This is a genomic window from Marinobacterium profundum (assembly GCF_001528745.1).
In the GTDB taxonomy this organism is placed as follows: domain Bacteria; phylum Pseudomonadota; class Gammaproteobacteria; order Pseudomonadales; family Balneatricaceae; genus Marinobacterium_A; species Marinobacterium_A profundum.
The window spans coordinates 20,584-38,275 of sequence record NZ_BCNS01000001.1; the positions used below are offsets into that span (position 1 = coordinate 20,584).

The window sequence follows — 17,692 nt, forward strand, 5'->3', positions numbered from 1 at the left end:
CTTACGACCTAATAAATCAGTAAATGACGGCTTCATCCGGAGCCGTCGGGAGGTAGTCACGGTGAATTTACCGAACAATCCGGCCACGGCGATCAAGGTCGAAAGTGTCTGGAAGGTCTTTGGCACTCGCTGGGAAGAAGCGCTGAACGCCATTCATCAGGAAAATCTGGGCAAGCAGGAAGTACTGGAGCGTTTTGACTGTGTCGTTGGCGTTGCCAATGCCAGCTTCGAAGTATTTGAAGGCGAAATTTTCTGCATCATGGGCCTGTCGGGCAGTGGCAAATCAACTCTGGTACGGCATATCAATCGCCTGCTAGAGCCCTCTTCGGGCCATATCAGCGTACACGGCGACGATGTCGTATCCCTGGACGAGCAGGCACTGCGTGAGTTTCGTAACAGGCGCGTGGCAATGGTGTTTCAGAACTTCGGTCTGATGCCCCACCGCACGGTGCGCGACAATGTCGCCATGCCGCTGGAAATCCGCGACATGCCCAAGAGCGAGCGCTGGCGCGAGGCCGATCGCGTCCTCAAGCTGGTTGATCTACAGGGCTGGGAAGACAAGTACGCCCACGAACTGTCCGGCGGCATGCAGCAACGCGTCGGCCTGGCCCGCGCCATTGCCGCCAACCCGGATATCCTGCTGATGGACGAACCCTTCAGCGCTCTGGATCCGCTGATCCGTCGCCAGCTGCAGGATCAGTTTATGGACCTGTCCCGGCTGATGAAAAAAACCACGCTGTTCATCACCCACGACCTGGATGAGGCCATTCGCATCGGCCACCGCATTGCCATCATGAAGGACGGCGAAATCATCCAGATCGGCACCCCGGACGAAATCGTCACCCAGCCGGCCGACGACTATGTAGCGGACTTCGTAGCCAGCATCTCGCGCCTCAAGTTCGTGCATGCCAAATCACTCATGACGCCGATCGAGACCCATATCGCCCACGCTGGAGAGCTGCCTGCCGAGGCGCCCAGTGTGTCGCCGGACGCCAGTCTGGACGAACTGATTTCGGTGGCGATCCACTGGGACGGCCCCATTGCCGTGGTCGATCAGGGCCAGCGGGTTGGCGCGGTCGACCGCGTCAGCATCATGCAAGGTATTCAGGGCCACGGGGGTGCCAAATGAACGCAGCTCAGGAAGTTCAGGACTATGACCGCGCAGTCGACAGGCTTGTCGATGAGTTCTCGGTTTCAAACTCGGCTTACTACCGAGCGCGCTTCAGCAAAATCAGTGCATCCAGCCGCTTTACACTGACCTTCAACCTTGCCAGTGCCCTGCTCGGCCCCGTGTGGTTTGCCGCCCGCGGCCTGTGGAACTGGTTCCTGGTGTTTGTTCTGCTCGAAGCCTTCGCCTTTATTCAAATAGCTCTGGGTCTGTTCAGTGACCTGGGCGCCGAACAGAAACTGCGCGCAGGCCGCATAGCCGGCACGCTGGAGGAACGCCGGGCCCAGCTCGAGGCCGCCATTGCCAGCCAGGCTGACAACGTTGAAGCCTTGCAGCGGCTGGTCGGCTCGCTGGAATCCGCCGTCGCCGGCGCCATGCAACAGGCGCAGTCCATGGAAAGCCAGCGCCTGGCCCTGCTGATGTTCGGTATCGGCCTGATGCTGATCGTCAAACTGCTCCAGGGTGCGATGGGTAACTGGGCGCTGGAACGCCAGTTTACCTACTGGCGCTCGAATCGCTCAATTGCTCGTGGTTTTTCGACGTTTCGCGCTACTACGGCCCTCATTCTGGTAGCCGTCATCTACGGGCTGGCGGCGGCGCAATTTGCGTTCCCGACCAGCTGGAGCCTGCTGCAGACCTTCCCGGCCAATGACAATATCCGCATCGATGTCAGCGATGGCCTCAAGGGATGGTTTGATTACGCCACCATCGCCGGGGCCGGTTTCTTCAACAATGTCACCGACGCCGTTCGCGTACTGCTCGACAGCCTGGAGACCGTTTTCGTCGGCACACCCTGGCCGGTCATCATGCTGTTTATCGCCCTGCTCGCCTGGCAGTGTGCCGGCCCCCGTGTCGCCATTCTGGCTGTTGCCGGCCTCATGTATCTGGGCTTGCTGGGATTCTGGGACAAGGCCATGGCCACGGTATCCCTGCTCGGTGCCGCCGCCTGCGTCAGTATTTCGCTGGGGATTCCCATCGGTATTCTCTGCGCCCGCAAACCCAGGGTCTTTGCCTTTGTCAGGCCCGTGCTGGACTTCATGCAGACCATGCCGTCCTTCGTCTACCTGATTCCCATTATCGCCTTCTTTGGCACTGGCAAACCGGCCGCCATTCTAGCGACCCTGGTCTTCGGCAGCCCGCCAGTTATCCGTATGACAGTGCTGGGGCTGCAAGGCGTGCCCGAGGCCGTGCGTGAAGCAGCACGCTCATTCGGCGCCTCTCCGGGATACCTGCTGTTCAAGGTCGACCTGCCCCTGGCGTCCCCTACCATCATGGCCGGCGTGAACCAGACCATCATGCTGAGCCTTGCAATGGTCGTTATCGCCTCACTGATTGGCGCCAAGGGATTGGGAGAAGATGTCTTGGAAGCCCTTCAATATGCTTCCACCGGAGAAGGAATACTGGCAGGCCTGGCGATTCTAGTGTGCTCAATGATTCTGGACCGGGTTATTCAGGGCCGACGCTAAGAGCGCGTTGGCGCACCGCGCCTGATTTGGGTCATAAGGCATAGCATCTTTGCTATACCTTATGACCCAGAACTGATGCTACGGCAAAGGGGGCCGGAGAAGGGCATAAGCACCAAACCTATCGCTGCTCAACGCGCGCTGATATTCATCAGTTTCAAAACGGTAAAAGGCTCCTTCGCTTTCGCAAGGGAACCTTTTGATACTGCGTGACGCGCCTCGGACAAACCCGCCCTGCTACGCCAAGAACCCGCAGGACCGGCCTGATACCAGCCCCTGACGCCTTATGGAAGTTCGACGTTGTGATAAACCTGCTGCACGTCATCCAGATCGTTCAGCATGGTCAGAAACCTCTCGAACAGGGCGACATCGTCACCGGTAACCGTGGTAAAGGCGTGGGGGATAAACTGGATTTCATCCACATCGAAGTCAAGCTCGCCACAGCGATCCAGCAAGGCGGTTTTGGCCTTGAAATAATCGGTATTGGGGGCGAATACCGTGATTTTGCCGTCTTCATTCTCGATGTCTGTTACATCGACGTCAGCTTCCATCAGGGCTTCGAGCACCGCCTCTTCATCGTCGTAGGCGAATACAAAGATGGCCGCGTGATCAAACATATGGCTAACACTGCCCGGCGTGCCGATCTTGCTCTTGGTCTTGGTAAAGGCCTGGCGCACATCACCGAAGGTACGGTTGGGGTTGTCGGTGAGGCAGTCAATAATGGCCATGCTGCCGCCGGGGCCATAGCCTTCGTAACGCGCCGCCGCGTAGTCCTCGCCCGCGCCACCTTTCGCCTTTTCGAGCGCCTTGTCGATAACATGACTTGGCACCTGGTCCTTCTTGGCACGCTCAATCAAGCCTCGCAAGGTCAGATTGCCGGCAGGGTCAGTCCCTCCCGACTTGGCGGAGACATAGATCTCACGACCATAGCGGCTATAAACCTTGGCCTTCATGTCAGACGTCTTGGCCATCGACTCTTTGCGGTTCTGATAGGCTCTGCCCATGCGGCTAATGCTCCGTAATGATCACAAAAACAGCGATTCTACTGGCAACCGAGGTATCTGAACAACGCAGAAATGCGAAAGATGGCGAACGTCAGTACGCGAAACCCGCCGCCGACGCCCGTAGCAAAAGCCCCGCCAGCGCAACTCCGCAGCGGCTTCAATCAGGGCTTCAAGCACTGGCTACTTGGGCGCGTGCTTCAGATCCTTGGTGTTTTCAGGTTTGGTCGCCGGCTTGCCAAGCTTTTTCAGCGCCTCGTAGTAGATCTGGGCCACGGGAGCTGGCACTCCGTCTTCTTTAAGCAGTTTTCTGAATAATTTGTCGGCCTTTTCCTTGTGTTCCTTGGCGCTAAGGGCCTTTTCACGCATCAGCTGATAAAGCGCGTCGTGCACCAGAGAGGCTCGCAGGTTGAAGGGGGTGTCGATCACCGGGCCAGAGGTGCCATCCCAGGCATAACCGGCCTTTACCTGCATGTTGCCCTGGCTATCGAGAGTAATAAACATCGAGTTGATATCCGCATCGGGCTTTATGGGAACCTTGATATCGTAATTTTCAGCCAGCTGATACTTGTAACCCGAACGATAGACTATGCCGTTATCTGCCATGGGATACTCCCTCTGCACTTGATGTCCTCCCCCGCCGTCACTGTGGACGACGCGGCCCTGTTCGAAGCTTTGGCGTTAATCGAAGCCCAGCAATAGCTGCGGATATCGCACTGGGCAATTCGAAATAGAAACTGTACCCAAACAAAGACACAACTTAATTCATTCGAAAATCAGGCCTGCCGTCATAAGCATTAATGCTGAGCAGACTCGCAGATTATCCGTCAATTTCAGCTTCAGATACTGCACACAGTATAGGTCAGGCATTGACCCCTGACCGTCACTTACCGGGAGTGTCGGCGCCGCCTCGGGAGCATTCAACCCTGTAAATGGTCATTGGAAAAGCTGAGCTGATACCCGGATAAGAACCTCACGAGCGGCACAGCTCCAATAGCTCTGCTACTTCTCGCTATCACTGGTGACACGGTTGAGAATGTCCGGCACGAAACGCTCACTGAAGCCGGCAATGAAACCCCAGACGATTGCCTTGGCATGATCCTGGGCATCCTTGGGACTCCAGGATGTGAGAAAATCCTGAAATTCGAAGCACCCGGATCCCTCCGGTTTGCAGGAGAAAGCGGGAAAAAACGGTCCCACAACAATTTCCGAGGCAAATAGCACATACAAAATAGTGGATGAGATCGCGCCCACCAGCGCCGGAATCGACGAATAGGCGATCAGGTAGGTACTGGTGCCATGCAGAAATACCGAATAGCTGGTGATTGGAAATATATCCCGGGTGGAATAAATTCGATTCAGCGCACTGACAAAACTCCCCAGCACCCCTGCCAGTATTACCACCGGCAGAATGGAGAGCAGCTTATCCCCCGTCCAGTCAGAATACAGCAGCGCACCACCCGCGAAGATTGTAATAATTAGTGTCGCAAAAAAAAGCCACAAAACGATAGAGCGGTGCACGCCAATTTCCGCATCTGATCGCCCCGCCCCCGCCTCCTGTTTTGATTCACGCTCCATTACATCTCCTTGCGGGTATCTGTTTCTATTACGGGCGCTTGCAGGCCAATATGCTCCCCCCCTGATACAACAGCATGGTTCAGCCCAGGCCAGGGCGCCACCCGGATTCAGCAGGGTCGGATTCGACTTGCCAAGAAAAGCACCTTTAGCCCTCGCGGAAAGCCCGGATGGCTGATTCATAAATCAGTCATGGATAGAGCAAAAATTCACCATTGAGTCGCCCATACGACTGAACTCAGATGTATAAATCCCGCTCCCCATTCATCCACTTTAAAAAAGCCTCCTTCAGCGTCCTCTGAAAACAGGGCATGCAGATCGGCACCGCGAAAAGGGACAGCTCCAGCCATGCTGAAGCCTCAGATCTCTCCCGCTTCGCCATATACATCAAATGTCAGCCAGGGCGCCCGCTGTACCAGCCCCTCAAATACCGGACCCTGCAGAATTCCACGGATTGCAGCGGCAACCTGCTGCGGAATGGAGCCCATTTCACCCTCGCGCGCCAACAGGTAGAGGGTGCGAGCATGGCGGCTGCGATCCAGCTCCATCAGCCGTACACCCTCTGTCAGATAGAGCACCTGGGCCAGGCAAAGCGCGCTGAGAATGGCCCAGCCGTGGCCATCGTGGACGAAGTTCATCAGCGTGTGGGTGTCGTCGGTTTCATAGCGCACATTGGCCTGCATACCCATGCGCCGCAGCACCACTTCACTGTAGGCACCTATATGGGTATGACGCCCGTACTTGATCATCGGCAGGGCTCTGGCCAGGGATTCAACCGACACAGGCTCTGGTAGCCCGCCGAGATCCCGCACCGACACGGCCAGCAGCATGGGGTCGCGGAACAGCTCAAAGCGCTCCAGTCCATCGACACCGGTCAGGGGATCATTGGATACCAGGATATCAATCTCGCGGTCGAGGAAGGCCTGCATCAGTGGCGGTGTCAGACCACTGCGCAGCGTCAGCTGTTCAATAAAGGGACTCAATCGAGCGATCAGCTTGCTGCCGAACACCTCGGAGCAGGACGTAATCAACCCGAGGCGGCAATGCACCAGCCCCTGGTCTGCCGCACCCCTTACCCGCGCGCTAAGGCGGCGCAGTTCGCCCAGAATGCCGTCAGCATTGCGCTTGAGGGCGTCGCCGGCTGCGGTCAGATGCAGCGGCCGGCTGCGCCTGACCACCAGCGCAGTACCCAGCTGTTCTTCAAGCTGCTTCAGGCACTGGGATACCGCCGACTGTGTCACGCCCAGGCGGCGGGCAGCATCGGTCAGGGAAGGCGATTCTGCAATCATCACAAAGGTGTAGAGCATATGGGTATCGAGCAGCCGGGGTTCGGACATGCGGCACCTAACTATTAGTTAAACTTATGAAGCGCATTATAGTTGATACTAAGGAGCCTTTTATGTAGTTACGCTAATAAAAATCCGAAATAATCGCTCACATATTCAGACACCGGGCTGCAACAGCCGCCCAGACGACAACGCTCAAGCACGATGGATACAGACAATGATTCTTCCCCAATATGACGGCAACTGTGGCTGGTACGAAATGCTCGGTACGGTCTCGGACTTCCCTGCACTGACGCAGGATATTCGTGTCGATGCTGCCGTCATTGGCGGGGGCTTTGTCGGCTGTGCCGCCGTGCGCCGTCTGGCGGAAAACCGCCCCGACGACAGCTTTGTACTGATAGAGGCGCTGAAGGTCGGCCAGGGCGCGTCCGGGCGCAACTCAGGCTTTGTTATCGACCAGCCGCACAAACGCGACCTGGAGCAGGGCGACAAGGAACTCAAGCGCAAGATGGTGCATTTGAATCGCACCGCCATCGATTATCTGGAAACCCAGATAAACAACTACAACATTGACTGCCAGTGGTCCAAAGCCGGCAAGTATCAGGGTGCCGTGGGCGCGCGGGGTGAAAAATTTCTCAATCACTATGAGCAGTTACTGAAAAACTTCGGCGAGACCTACGAGCGCCTCAGCCCGCAGAAAATGCAGGATATATTTGGTACTGACTATTACAGCGCCTGCATCTTCACGCCCGGCGGCACCCTGATGCAACCCGCGGCATTAATGCGTGGCCTGGCCGACAACATGCCAGCCAATGTGCGCATCGCAGAACATACACCAGTGCTGGAGATCACTCGCACCGCCAACGGCTTTGTACTTAATACCGGCAAGGCCCGTATTGAGTGCCGCCAGCTGATTCTGGGCACCAACATTTTCACCGCAGAGCTGGGTTTCCTGCGCGACCGCATCCTGCCGGTCATGACCTTTGCCAGCATGACGCGCCCGCTGACCGATACGGAAATGAAGCTCTATGGCGGTCAGCTCGACTGGGGCCTGACCCCGGCCGACCATGCTGGCACCACGCTGCGCATGACCCAGGATCGCCGGATCATTATCCGCAACTCCTACCGTTATGCCCACGACTACAACACTCCACAGGAACTACTGCCCGGCATTCGCCAGCGCCACCGCGAAGGCTTCGAGGCGCGCTACCCGGCGCTGAAAAATGTGGAATTCGACTACACCTGGGGCGGCGCCAGCAGCCTGTCGGGCAACTTCGAAACCTACTTCGGCGAGCTCGAAAAGGGCATTTTCGCCTCCGCCTGTGACCAGAGCGTGGGAGCCGCCCGCGGCACCATCTCCGGCATGATGCTGGCCGATATGGCATCGGGCAAGAAGACCGATCTGCTGAGCAACATGCTGGAGGTATCGGGTAACCCCTCGCGCCTGCCGCCCAAACCACTGCTGCACATAGGCGTACCGCTGCGCATGGCCATGGCGCGCTTCGCCAGCCGTTCGGAGCTGTAACCAGCGCCTGTGTGCACCGCCCCATAATACCGCGATAGCTCGGCAGGTCCTGTCTTCAGGGCCTGCCGAGCACCGTTTATTCCTTATCAAGTACGCCCGACCGAGAACGCCATGTCCGCCAAACTGATCCACGCCTCCAGCCTCAACTTTCAACATCGCGGTGGCCCGCCAGGCGCCGCCGCCGTCGCCCGTGCGGTCAGCACCGACATCAGTGCCACTATGGGTGCGGGAGTGGCAAAGTTCGATGCCTGTTCCATCGCCTGGACGGTGCTCTACGACGAAGTGGTTTATGTGGTCGACGGCGTGTTTCGCCTCGTCACCAAAGACGGCGTACTGGAAGGCCAGGCCGGTGACATCATCTGGATACCCGAAGGCACCGAGCTGAAATATGAAGGCGAGCAGGCCACCATCTTCTACGCCGTCTACCCCGGCAACTGGAAAGCACTCAACGGCCTGGAATAAAACCGCCTCTGGTGGCTGGGCCTCCCCAATTCGGCTCAGCCTTTAGCTACAGCCGCCTGAAACCAACAACCCGCACGCAATAACCCAGGTCGCGAATAGCGCTGCCTGCCCACGCACAGGCTTTGCTATACTGGTTGCCCGGTTTCTTGACGACCTGTTAGCGACCCAACCTATGACAAACCAGCACCGCCAGCGCACCTTCGACAGCCATTTCAAACGCAGCAACCAGGCGTACCTCAAGGAAAGCGAGACCAACTCAGCGCCAGCCATTCGTATCGGCTTCGTGCTGCGTGAACACTTTTCCATGATGGCGTTTACCGCCGCTGTGGATGCCATAGTTACCGCCAACCTGCTGAGCAGCACGCCGCTGTACAGTTTTCGCACTCTCAGCCTGGATGGGAGCGCCATCCGCAGCGATCTTGGCATCGAAATCTCGGTGGACGGCGCCCTGCAAACCCAGAGTTCGAGCGAACTGGACATTCTGTTTGTCTGTGGCGGCCTGCGTTGCAGCCTGCAGCCGGAAAAGGCACTGCAGGAGCAACTACGCAGTGCCGCCCAGCACGGCCTGTCTCTGGGCGGGCTCTGGAACGGCAGCTACCTGCTGGCCCAGGCCGGCTTGATGGATGGCTATGAATGCACCGTACACCCCGAAAGCCGCGACGGCCTGCAGGAAACCTGCCCAAAGGTGACTCTCTCAAGCCACCCCTATGTACTGGATCGAGAGCGGATTTCCTGTGCCGGTGCCAGCAGTGCCCTGAGCATGATGCTGGCGGTGATCGGTCAGCATTACGGCAACGAGGTGGTACGCGGTATCGAGGAAATCCTCAGTTGCGACAAGATTGGCGAAACACCCGAACGCCCCATGGCCTGCACCGCCATAGATCCGGCCCTGCCGGAACCGCTGCAGGCGGTACTGCAGCTTATGGAAGCCAACATTGAGGAGCCCCTTGGGATGGAAGAGCTGGCGGGACTGGTCAACCTGTCGCGCCGTCAGATTGAGCGCCTGTTTCATCGCTATATAGACAGCACCCCCTCCAAATATTATCTGGAACTGCGTATCACCCGCGCCCGGCGCCTGCTGCTGCAGACCAACGAAACCATCGCCGCCATTACCGTCGCCTGTGGCTTCGTCAGCACCACCCACTTTAGCCACTGCTATCGAGACTACTTCGGCCAGTCACCGAGCCAGGCACGGCAGAACCGCGGCCGCTGAGCCCCCCGTCACGTCGAGGTTATCCACAGGCTGCTATAGTGAGACAGACTCTCTCCTCAAGCTGCCGGAGCCTGACGATGCCGGATACTCAACCTGCCCAGGGCCACTGCCTCTGTGGCAAAACCTCGATCAGCGTAGGCCAGATGAGCCTGCATGTTGGTGCCTGCCACTGCGGGCAGTGCCGCCGCTGGACCGGAGGCCCGCTACTGGCCACCGACTGCGGTACCGACGTCACCCTTGCAGGCGACGACTATATAGGCGTATTCCGCTCCTCCGACTGGGCCGAACGCGGCTTTTGTACCGCCTGTGGCAGCCACCTGTTCTATCGCCTGATTGAAAGCCGGCAGTACTTTGTTCCCGTCGGCCTGTTTGAAGACGGCGCGAATCTGGTGCTGGATCATCAGGTGTTCATCGATGAAAAACCGGCCTTCTACGCCTTCGCCAATCCGACCCGAAACCTCACCGGCACCGAAGCCTTTGCGCAATTTGAAGCGGATGCTGATTCCGGCTAATGATAGCCGTTGCAAGGAAACCGATCATCACAGCCCTGCAGCCTGCAGAGGAGCCCTGTGATTATGCGTAGCACGGCTGCGCGAGTTTGCAGCCCGGCTCTGATTTGTTATTTTGGAAGCATTCACTGCAATGAATATTGCAGCTCGCTGCCAAAAAGGGACTTTCGCCATGCTCAACCGGCCAGCAACATTCACAGTCCCCAGCAAAGCTGTCAGGCGCACACGGCTGGGCGCATTAATAATGTCCTCCAGCCTTGGTGTGGTGCTGCTACTGGCACCGCCTGCGTTTGCCGCCGACTTCACCCCAAATTTCATGACCGGTTTCACTGCCTATGAAACCGGCGATTACTCCTTGGCGTTGGCCCATTTTACGCCGCTGGCCGAACGGGGTGAATCCGCCGCACAGTACAACCTTGGGCTTATCTATTCCGAAGGTCTGGGCGTAGCCAGAGATCCGGTGGCCGCCGCTCGCTGGTTCACACCGGTGGCAGAAAAAGGTAACAGCCGGGCTCAGTTTATCCTCGGCGGCATGTATGAACGCGGCGATGGCGTGGGGCAAAACCACGACACCGCCACGCGCTGGTATCAGAAGGCCGCCACACAGGGGCATATGTACGCCCAGTATCACCTGGCGGGCAAGTACTACGCAGGCCGCGGCATCGCCAAAAACCTGCCTGCTGCAGCCCAGTGGTACAGCCACGCAGCACAACTTGGGCACGTCAATGCACAGTTCAACCTGGGGCTTATGTACGAACAGGGTCTGGGGCTGACGAAAAACGAGCGCAGTGCCTTCAAGTGGTATCAGATCGCTGCCGAACAGGGGTTCGCCAGTGCACAGACCAACCTGGGACTGATGTACATGGACGGACGCGGGATTGCCCAGGACTATCTGCGTGCCTACAAATGGCTAAGCATCGCCAAGGCAAACGGTATCGACCATCCGGCGCTGGCAACTCTAGCCGACGAACTAAGCATTGATGAAATCGCCCAGGCGCAGGAGCAGGCCAGGGGCTGGCAGACAGAACACGGCCGGTAAGTGTACCGGGCACGGAGCAAAGGTGTGCAACAGATATTTGCAGGAGGGCCCCGAACCTGGCGTTTTGGGGGAGCTCTAAGAGCGGTTGCCAGGCCCGGGGTGAGAGTTGTATCAGATGACTGGAGCGCCGTTAGTCTGAAAAGACCACGGTGCGCTGACCCAGCACAAAGACACGTTTTTCGATGTGATAGCGGATTGCCCTGGACAGGGTTACACGCTCGATGTCCTGACCCTTTTCCACCAAATCTTCCGGATACTGGGCATGATCCACCGGCTGAATGCCCTGGGTAATGATCGGTCCCTCATCCAGATCGTTGTTCACGTAATGTGCCGTAGCACCCACTAGTTTGACGCCCTTGGCCCAGGCTTGGTGATAGGGCTTGGCGCCCTTGAAGCCCGGCAGCAGCGAGTGGTGAATATTGATAGCCCAGCCATCCAGCTTGCGACACAGCTCCGGTGACAGCACTTGCATGTAGCGCGCCAGTACCACCAGCTCGGTATCGTATTGCTGAATCAGTTCCCATACCTGAGCTTCCTGCTCCGCCTTGGTATCCGGCGTAATGGGCAGGTGGTGGTATGGAATACCGTGCCACTGGGCCAGCGGTTCCAGATCCGGATGATTGGAGATAATCACCGGGATTTCAATATTCAGCTGGCCGGTACGAAAGCGGTACAGCAAGTCGTTCAGGCAGTGATCGTATTTGGAGACCAGAATCGCCACGCGCGGCTTGTGTTCCGGCGTGCGTAGCTGCCATTGCATATCAAAGCCCGCAGCCCGCTCGGCAAAGGCGCCGTTGAAGGCCTCTTCGCTGAAATTGTCATCCTCCGGACGAAACTCGACGCGGATGCAGAAACGATTCAGCTCACGATCGTCAAAGGACTGCATTTCCAGCACATAGTTGCGGGTTTCGGCCATGAACCGGGTGACCACATCAACGGTACCCAGACGGCTCGGACAGTGTGCCGTGAAGATCCACGGTTTCAGTTTTGCTGTCATTTCAAGTCCTCGTTAGCCGCAGCCCGAACAAACAATGTGTCCGGCCTGCGATTTCAACTTCGGAGCATCGGGCTTGCGCCTTTCCCCTTTTACCTTGCCGCTAGTCTTTAACGACCAGACCAAACTCGGCACAGGCATCCTGCAGCCAGAGCCACAAGTAATCAGCAAAACTGCGTCGAATCACCAGTTCCCAGTTTTGCTCACCGGTGCGACGAATCACAGCCTGGCTCTTGGCAAAAACGGTGGTAACAACCTTGCCCACCGGGAAGTTGCGGTCGTGCACGTCGTAGGGCGTGGACTTTTTCAGTACCGCGCGGGCATCAGGGCCGGACAGTTCCAGTACGGTCTGGCCACCGCTGACATTGACGATGGCAACATGGCCGCTCATCGCCGCGCGCAGACGGTTTTCCAGCTCGAAGGCTTCCTTGCCTGGCATGATCACCAGCCACTCGTCGGGTGCGATCCAGCGCACCGACAGAGCGCCGTCCTCGGCCGCCGTCAGCGGCTGAGTTGGCAGATCAAACCCCAGCACAGCCCTGGCACCGGCCAGGAAACCTGCATTGTCCTGATTGCCACGGATCACCAGGTGACCCAGCAGCTTGTGTTCCTGCAGCGTAACGCCACCGGTTTTTGGTCCCTGCTTTGCCACTGTCGCGAGGTCCGCATGATAGAGCGGCGACTCGGCACGGATGTCGGCGCTGGGCAGCTGATCCATCAGGGCGACAGTTGCGACAGGGGCCGCCTCAACTGCGGCCGGTTTGGTTGGTGCAATGATGTCAGACATTTTGACGCTCCCCCTTGGGATCCAGGAACACCGGGTTGCAGATTTCGGCTTCGATCACGCGGCCATCGGCCAGCGGATAGAACACGGTTTCGCCCATGCGGTTGTGACCGTTACGAACAAAGCCCATGGCCACGGAATGACCGAGGTTGGCACTGTAGTAGCTCGAGGTCACATGACCCAGCATGGTCATGGGAATCGGCTGTTTGGGGTCATTGACCGCCTGGGCGCCTTCCGGAATCACTGTCTTGGGCTCGCGGGTTTTCAGGCCCACAAGATGCTTGCGATCGGTACGCACGCAATCTTCACGGGCCATGCCGCGCTTGCCGATGTAGCTGAACGGCTTGGCGTTGGACACACACCAGCTCATGCCAAGATCGATCGGGGTCACGGAACCATCGGTATCCTGACCTGCAATAATGAAGCCCTTCTCTGCACGCAGCACGTGCATGCTTTCAGTACCGTAAGGCGTCAGGTTGAACTTGGCGCCGTGCTCGAACAGTTTTTCCCAAACGTGCAGACCGTAGTTGGCCTGAACGTTGATTTCATAGGACAACTCACCGGTGAAGGAAATGCGGAATACCCGCGCCGGCACGCCGGCCACATCACCCTGGCGCAAGTCCATGAACTTGAAGGTATCACGGTCCAGATCGATATCGGTCAGCTCGCCCAGCAGTTTGCGGGCGTTAGGGCCAGAAATCGTCATGGTGGCCCAGTGATCGGTCACGCTGCTGAAGTAGACTTCCAGTTCCGGCCACTCGGTCTGATGATAGAGTTCCAGCCATTCCAGTACGCGCGGCGCACCGCCGGTCGTGGTGGTCATCAGGAAGTGATTATCGGCCAGGCAAGAGGTTACGCCATCGTCGAAGACCATGCCGTCTTCACCACACATCAGGCCGTAGCGGCACTTGCCGACCGGTAATTTGGCCCAGGCGTTGGTGTAGACACGGGCCAGGAATTCACGCGCATCCTTGCCCTGGATATCGATCTTGCCCAAGGTCGAGGCGTCGAGGATACCCACGCTTTCGCGGGTTGCCTTGCACTCGCGATCCAGTGCCTGCTGCATGGTTTCGCCGCCCTGGGGGAAGTACCAGGGACGCTTCCACTGGCCCACGTCCTCGAACAGCGCGCCGTTGGCGAGATGCCACTTGTGCATGGCACTGAAGCGGTTGACGTCGAACAGTGCACCGCAGTCACGACCGGCCACGGCACCAAAGGTCACCGGAGTATAGTTGGGACGGAAAATGGTGGTGCCGGTCTGGGGAATGGTCTGGTTCAGCGACTTGGCAGCCACCGCCATGCCGTTGATGTTGCCCAGTTTGCCCTGATCGGTACCAAAGCCCATGGCGGTGTAGCGCTTGACGTGCTCGATGGACTCAAAGCCCTCGCGCGTCGCCAGCTCAATACCGGCCGCGGTAACGTCGTTCTGGTAATCCACGAACTGTTTCGGCGCGCGCGACGTCGGTTTGGTGTGCGGAATATGGTATAGCGCCATGGCTTTGCCTTCGCGCACTTCCTCTGCCAGCGGCAGGGAAATACCCTTGGCGGCATCGCTAAAGCCCGCGGCTTCACAGGCAGCAGCGCCGGCACGGGCGCCCTCTTCCAGTACGGCCTTGAGACTGTAAGTACCATTGATGCCACCAGCACAGTGCTGTTTCTGCACGGTTTTGCCGGGTACAAAGCCAATAACATCGTCACGCCATTCTGGCCGGCTGCCGGTATGGCAGGACAGGTGAATAACGGGGCTCCAGCCACCGGAACTGGCAACAGTATCGCAGCCCAGACGCTCAACAGCTCCCGCCAGTGCATCGCCAGCCGCATTCAGCGGTGCTATGGACACGCCAGTCACACGCTTGCTGCCCTGTACTTCAATCACGCCGGAACCGGCAATGATATTCAGGCCACGGGATTTGGCGGCGTCGATGCGGTCGCCCTTGGGGTTCTGACGCGTATCAACAATAGCCACCACCTTGCGGCCGGCATCGTGCCAGTCCAGCGCCGTCTGGTAGGCATGGTCGTTGGTGGTCATGAGCACCAGCTCTTTACCTGGCACTACCGCGTAACGGTTGATATAGGTCGATACGCCTGCAGCCTGCATGCAGCCCGGCACGTCATTGTTGCCAAATACCAGCGGACGCTCGTGGGCGCCGGTGGCCAGCACAACCTGGTTGGCACGTACACGATGCATGCGCTGACGCACCTGACCTGCCGGTGCCTTGTCGCCCAGATGATCAGTGCAACGCTCGTGAATAGTGAGGAAGTTATGGTCGTGGTAACCGTTCACAGTGGAACGGGGCAGCAACAGTACTTCGGGGTGCTGTTTCAGCTCTTCAACCACAGTGGCAACCCACTCAGCGGCCGGACGGCCATTAAGGGTTTCACGGGTATCCAGCAGGCTGCCGCCAAATTCACTCTGCTCGTCCGCCAGAATCACGCGGGCACCGCTGCGTGCCGCAACCAGCGCCGCCGCAAGTCCTGCAGGACCGGCACCGACGATCATCAGATCGCAGTGATGGTTTACCTTGTCGTACATATCCGGATCACGTTCGGTGGACGAACGTCCCAGGCCTGCGGCCTTGCGGATAAACTTCTCGTAGGTTTCCCACAGCGACGGCGGGTACATGAAGGTCTTGTAGTAGAAACCCGGCGGCATCATGCGCCCGCCAACCTTGCCGACATAACCCATCAGGTCGAGGTCAGCATTGGGCCAGCCATTGGTGGCACTGCACACCAGGCCGTTGAACAGGCTCTGCTGGGTAGCACGCACGTTCGGTACCTGGGTAGCTTCAGTAGCGCCGACCTGCAGGACCGCGTTAGGCTCTTCTGCACCGGCGGCGATGATGCCGCGTGGACGGCTGTACTTGAAGCTGCGTCCGACGATATCCACGCCATTGGCCAACAGGGCCGAGGCGACTGTATCACCTTCAAAACCGGGGTATTGACGGCCGTTATAGCTGAAGTTCAGCGCTTTGGCACGGTCAACGCGTCCACCGGAGGCAAGACGATTTTTCTGGCTCATTATGTCCGCTCCTTAGCTGGCGGCGACCACGGTCGGCCGCTCCCCAACTTTGTAGACTTCTTTGATTTCGTAACTGACGGTGTCGCGGGTCATATTGAAGAACTTGCGACAGCCGGTAGCGTGTATCCAGAGTTCATGGTGCAGACCACGCGGGTTCTTGCGCATGTAGAGATACTCGCCCCACTCGTGGTCAGTACAGTTGTCCGGATCCAGCGGCCGAGCCAGGTGAGCCTGGCCCTTGGCGTGAAACTCTTCTTCTTCGCGGTGTTCGCCACAATGCGGGCAGTAAATATAGAACATCGTTATAACTCCCGTTAGTGTGCGACGCCGGCAGCGCCGTGTTCATCGATCAGCGAGCCGTTGTGGAAACGGAACATGGAGAACGGCTTGGCCAGCGGATGAGCTTCGCCCTTGGCCAGGGTCGCCGCAAAGACATTGCCAGAACCTGGCGTCGCCTTGAAGCCACCGGTACCCCAACCGCAGTTGAAGAACAGGTTCTCAACCGGCGTATCGGAGATGATCGGGCAGGCATCCGGGCAGGTATCCACAATGCCGCCCCACTGGCGGTTCATGCGCACACGACTGAACATCGGGAACAGCTCGATAATCGCCGCCACCGTATGCTCGATGGTGGGATAGGATCCGCGCTGGCCGTAGCCGTTGTAGCCATCGATACCGGCGCCTATAACCAGGTCGCCCTTGTCGGACTGGCTGATATAACCGTGTACGTGGTTGGACATGACCACAGTATCGAGGATCGGCTTGATCGGCTCGGATACCAGTGCCTGCAGCGGGTGACTTTCCAGCGGCAGGCTGAAACCGGCCATGCCGGCCAGCACGCTGGAGTTACCGGCCACAACACAGCCTACGCGATCAGCACTGATCACACCGTGACGGTTGGTGTTTACACCTGTGATGGCACCGTCTTCGATGACCATGTCGATCACTTCGGTCTGCTGAATCAGGTCGACACCCAGAGCGTCGGCGGCACGGGCAAAGCCCCAGGCCACGGCGTCATGACGTGCAACACCGGCGCGCGGCTGCCAGGAGGCGCCCATCACCGGATAGCGGGTATTGCCGGAGCAATCCATGATCGGCACAATTTCCTGCACGGACTTGGCGTCCAGTACTTCACCATCAATACCGTTCAGGCGGTTGGCATTTACACGGCGCTCGATATCACGCATGTCCTGCAGTGTATGACCCAGGTTAAGCACGCCGCGCTGGGAGAACATGACGTTGTAGTTCAGGTCCTGCGACAGGCCTTCCCACAGTTTCATGGCGTGCTCGTACAGGTGCGCCGCCTCGTCCCACAGGTAGTTGGAACGCACTATGGTGGTGTTACGGGCCGTGTTGCCGCCGCCCAGGTAACCCTTCTCGATTACAGCGACATTGGTGATGCCGTGTTCCTTGGCCAGGTAATAGGCTGTTGCCAACCCATGTCCGCCGCCGCCGACGATGATGACATCGTACTTTTTCTTCGGCGTTGGATTGCGCCATACGCGCTGCCAGTTTTCGTGAAAATTCAGGGCATGTTTCAACAGCCCGAAACCTGAATAATGCTGCATAGTGCCAGCTCCCCCTAGACTCCCGGTCAGACCGGGATAATTCATGCATGTGTGACGCTAAAGCCGGGCACCCGCAGGTGCCCGCG

General features: G+C 58.3%; 16 protein-coding genes. 7 read left to right on the forward strand and 9 right to left on the reverse strand.

The window, feature by feature from the left end:
• Positions 1-61: 61 nt before the first annotated feature.
• Positions 62-1,129 carry a quaternary amine ABC transporter ATP-binding protein gene (locus MPRO_RS00085; RefSeq protein ID WP_067285673.1) on the forward strand — a complete coding sequence of 356 codons (1,068 nt, stop codon included), beginning with the start codon at positions 62-64 and terminating at the stop codon, positions 1,127-1,129.
• On the forward strand, positions 1,126-2,634 hold the full coding sequence (locus MPRO_RS00090) for an ABC transporter permease (protein ID WP_067285675.1): 1,509 nt from the start codon (positions 1,126-1,128) through the stop codon (positions 2,632-2,634). The genes MPRO_RS00085 and MPRO_RS00090 overlap by 4 nt, the downstream gene beginning before the upstream one ends.
• Before the next feature lie 281 nt (positions 2,635-2,915).
• Here MPRO_RS00090 and MPRO_RS00095 read toward each other — a convergent pair whose 3' ends face one another.
• The 4 genes from MPRO_RS00095 to MPRO_RS00110 all read right to left on the reverse strand — a co-directional run bounded on the left by MPRO_RS00095 (position 2,916) and on the right by MPRO_RS00110 (position 6,544).
• The gene (locus MPRO_RS00095; RefSeq protein ID WP_067285676.1) at positions 2,916-3,635 is read right to left on the reverse strand and encodes a YebC/PmpR family DNA-binding transcriptional regulator; all 720 of its coding nucleotides are present in this window, start codon (positions 3,633-3,635) and stop codon (positions 2,916-2,918) included.
• Positions 3,636-3,815: 180 nt separating this feature from the next.
• Positions 3,816-4,238, reverse strand: a complete 423-nt coding sequence (locus tag MPRO_RS00100; protein WP_067285677.1) for a DUF1353 domain-containing protein — start codon at positions 4,236-4,238, stop codon at positions 3,816-3,818.
• Between the two features lie 396 nt (positions 4,239-4,634).
• Entirely contained in the window at positions 4,635-5,210 is a 576-nt protein-coding gene (locus tag MPRO_RS00105) for a hypothetical protein (protein ID WP_067285679.1), read from the reverse strand.
• 356 nt (positions 5,211-5,566) lie between these two features.
• Complete coding sequence (locus MPRO_RS00110; RefSeq protein WP_067285681.1) at positions 5,567-6,544, reverse strand: LysR family transcriptional regulator; 978 nt, start codon at positions 6,542-6,544, stop codon at positions 5,567-5,569.
• A 166-nt stretch (positions 6,545-6,710) separates the two neighbouring features.
• On the opposite strand from MPRO_RS00110, the gene MPRO_RS00115 reads away from it, so the two are divergent.
• The 5 genes from MPRO_RS00115 to MPRO_RS00135 all read left to right on the forward strand — a co-directional run bounded on the left by MPRO_RS00115 (position 6,711) and on the right by MPRO_RS00135 (position 11,241).
• Positions 6,711-8,018 (forward strand): NAD(P)/FAD-dependent oxidoreductase, encoded by a 1,308-nt coding sequence (locus tag MPRO_RS00115; RefSeq protein ID WP_067285683.1) that lies wholly within the window; start codon positions 6,711-6,713, stop codon positions 8,016-8,018.
• Between the two features lie 111 nt (positions 8,019-8,129).
• The gene (locus tag MPRO_RS00120) at positions 8,130-8,480 is read left to right on the forward strand and encodes a EutQ-related cupin domain-containing protein (RefSeq protein WP_067285684.1); all 351 of its coding nucleotides are present in this window, start codon (positions 8,130-8,132) and stop codon (positions 8,478-8,480) included.
• Positions 8,481-8,652: 172 nt separating this feature from the next.
• On the forward strand, positions 8,653-9,693 hold the full coding sequence (locus tag MPRO_RS00125) for a GlxA family transcriptional regulator (protein ID WP_067285686.1): 1,041 nt from the start codon (positions 8,653-8,655) through the stop codon (positions 9,691-9,693).
• Positions 9,694-9,770: 77 nt separating this feature from the next.
• Positions 9,771-10,205, forward strand: a complete 435-nt coding sequence (locus tag MPRO_RS00130; RefSeq protein ID WP_067285688.1) for a GFA family protein — start codon at positions 9,771-9,773, stop codon at positions 10,203-10,205.
• Positions 10,206-10,446: 241 nt separating this feature from the next.
• Positions 10,447-11,241: a tetratricopeptide repeat protein gene (locus MPRO_RS00135; protein ID WP_067285689.1), complete on the forward strand. Its 795-nt coding sequence runs from the start codon at positions 10,447-10,449 to the stop codon at positions 11,239-11,241.
• 130 nt (positions 11,242-11,371) lie between these two features.
• Here the strand turns inward: MPRO_RS00135 and purU are convergent, their stop codons facing one another.
• The 5 genes from purU to MPRO_RS00160 form a co-directional block, all read right to left on the reverse strand.
• Entirely contained in the window at positions 11,372-12,238 is an 867-nt protein-coding gene (purU, locus tag MPRO_RS00140) for a formyltetrahydrofolate deformylase (RefSeq protein WP_067285690.1), read from the reverse strand.
• A gap of 100 nt (positions 12,239-12,338) precedes the next feature.
• Positions 12,339-13,022 carry a sarcosine oxidase subunit gamma gene (locus MPRO_RS00145; protein ID WP_067285693.1) on the reverse strand — a complete coding sequence of 228 codons (684 nt, stop codon included), beginning with the start codon at positions 13,020-13,022 and terminating at the stop codon, positions 12,339-12,341.
• Entirely contained in the window at positions 13,015-16,038 is a 3,024-nt protein-coding gene (locus MPRO_RS00150; protein ID WP_067285695.1) for a sarcosine oxidase subunit alpha, read from the reverse strand. Before MPRO_RS00150 ends, MPRO_RS00145 begins: the two co-directional genes overlap by 8 nt.
• 12 nt (positions 16,039-16,050) lie before the next feature.
• Entirely contained in the window at positions 16,051-16,338 is a 288-nt protein-coding gene (locus MPRO_RS00155; protein ID WP_067285697.1) for a sarcosine oxidase subunit delta, read from the reverse strand.
• 14 nt (positions 16,339-16,352) lie between these two features.
• Positions 16,353-17,606 (reverse strand): sarcosine oxidase subunit beta family protein, encoded by a 1,254-nt coding sequence (locus MPRO_RS00160; protein WP_067285699.1) that lies wholly within the window; start codon positions 17,604-17,606, stop codon positions 16,353-16,355.
• Between the last annotated feature and the right edge of the window lie 86 nt (positions 17,607-17,692).

Excerpts from the sequence above, each read along its gene's own strand:
- MPRO_RS00105 (WP_067285679.1), bottom strand. The coding sequence starts at position 5,210 with ATGGAGCGTGAATCAAAACAGGAGGCGGGGGCGGGGCGATCAGATGCG.
- MPRO_RS00110 (WP_067285681.1), bottom strand. The coding sequence starts at position 6,544 with ATGTCCGAACCCCGGCTGCTCGATACCCATATGCTCTACACCTTTGTG.
- MPRO_RS00135 (WP_067285689.1), top strand. The coding sequence starts at position 10,447 with ATGTCCTCCAGCCTTGGTGTGGTGCTGCTACTGGCACCGCCTGCGTTT.
- MPRO_RS00090 (WP_067285675.1), top strand. The coding sequence starts at position 1,126 with ATGAACGCAGCTCAGGAAGTTCAGGACTATGACCGCGCAGTCGACAGG.
- MPRO_RS00125 (WP_067285686.1), top strand. The coding sequence starts at position 8,653 with ATGACAAACCAGCACCGCCAGCGCACCTTCGACAGCCATTTCAAACGC.
- MPRO_RS00130 (WP_067285688.1), top strand. The coding sequence starts at position 9,771 with ATGCCGGATACTCAACCTGCCCAGGGCCACTGCCTCTGTGGCAAAACC.
- MPRO_RS00160 (WP_067285699.1), bottom strand. The coding sequence starts at position 17,606 with ATGCAGCATTATTCAGGTTTCGGGCTGTTGAAACATGCCCTGAATTTT.
- MPRO_RS00100 (WP_067285677.1), bottom strand. The coding sequence starts at position 4,238 with ATGGCAGATAACGGCATAGTCTATCGTTCGGGTTACAAGTATCAGCTG.
- MPRO_RS00095 (WP_067285676.1), bottom strand. The coding sequence starts at position 3,635 with ATGGGCAGAGCCTATCAGAACCGCAAAGAGTCGATGGCCAAGACGTCT.
- MPRO_RS00115 (WP_067285683.1), top strand. The coding sequence starts at position 6,711 with ATGATTCTTCCCCAATATGACGGCAACTGTGGCTGGTACGAAATGCTC.
- MPRO_RS00150 (WP_067285695.1), bottom strand. The coding sequence starts at position 16,038 with ATGAGCCAGAAAAATCGTCTTGCCTCCGGTGGACGCGTTGACCGTGCC.
- MPRO_RS00155 (WP_067285697.1), bottom strand. The coding sequence starts at position 16,338 with ATGTTCTATATTTACTGCCCGCATTGTGGCGAACACCGCGAAGAAGAA.
- MPRO_RS00120 (WP_067285684.1), top strand. The coding sequence starts at position 8,130 with ATGTCCGCCAAACTGATCCACGCCTCCAGCCTCAACTTTCAACATCGC.
- MPRO_RS00145 (WP_067285693.1), bottom strand. The coding sequence starts at position 13,022 with ATGTCTGACATCATTGCACCAACCAAACCGGCCGCAGTTGAGGCGGCC.
- purU (WP_067285690.1), bottom strand. The coding sequence starts at position 12,238 with ATGACAGCAAAACTGAAACCGTGGATCTTCACGGCACACTGTCCGAGC.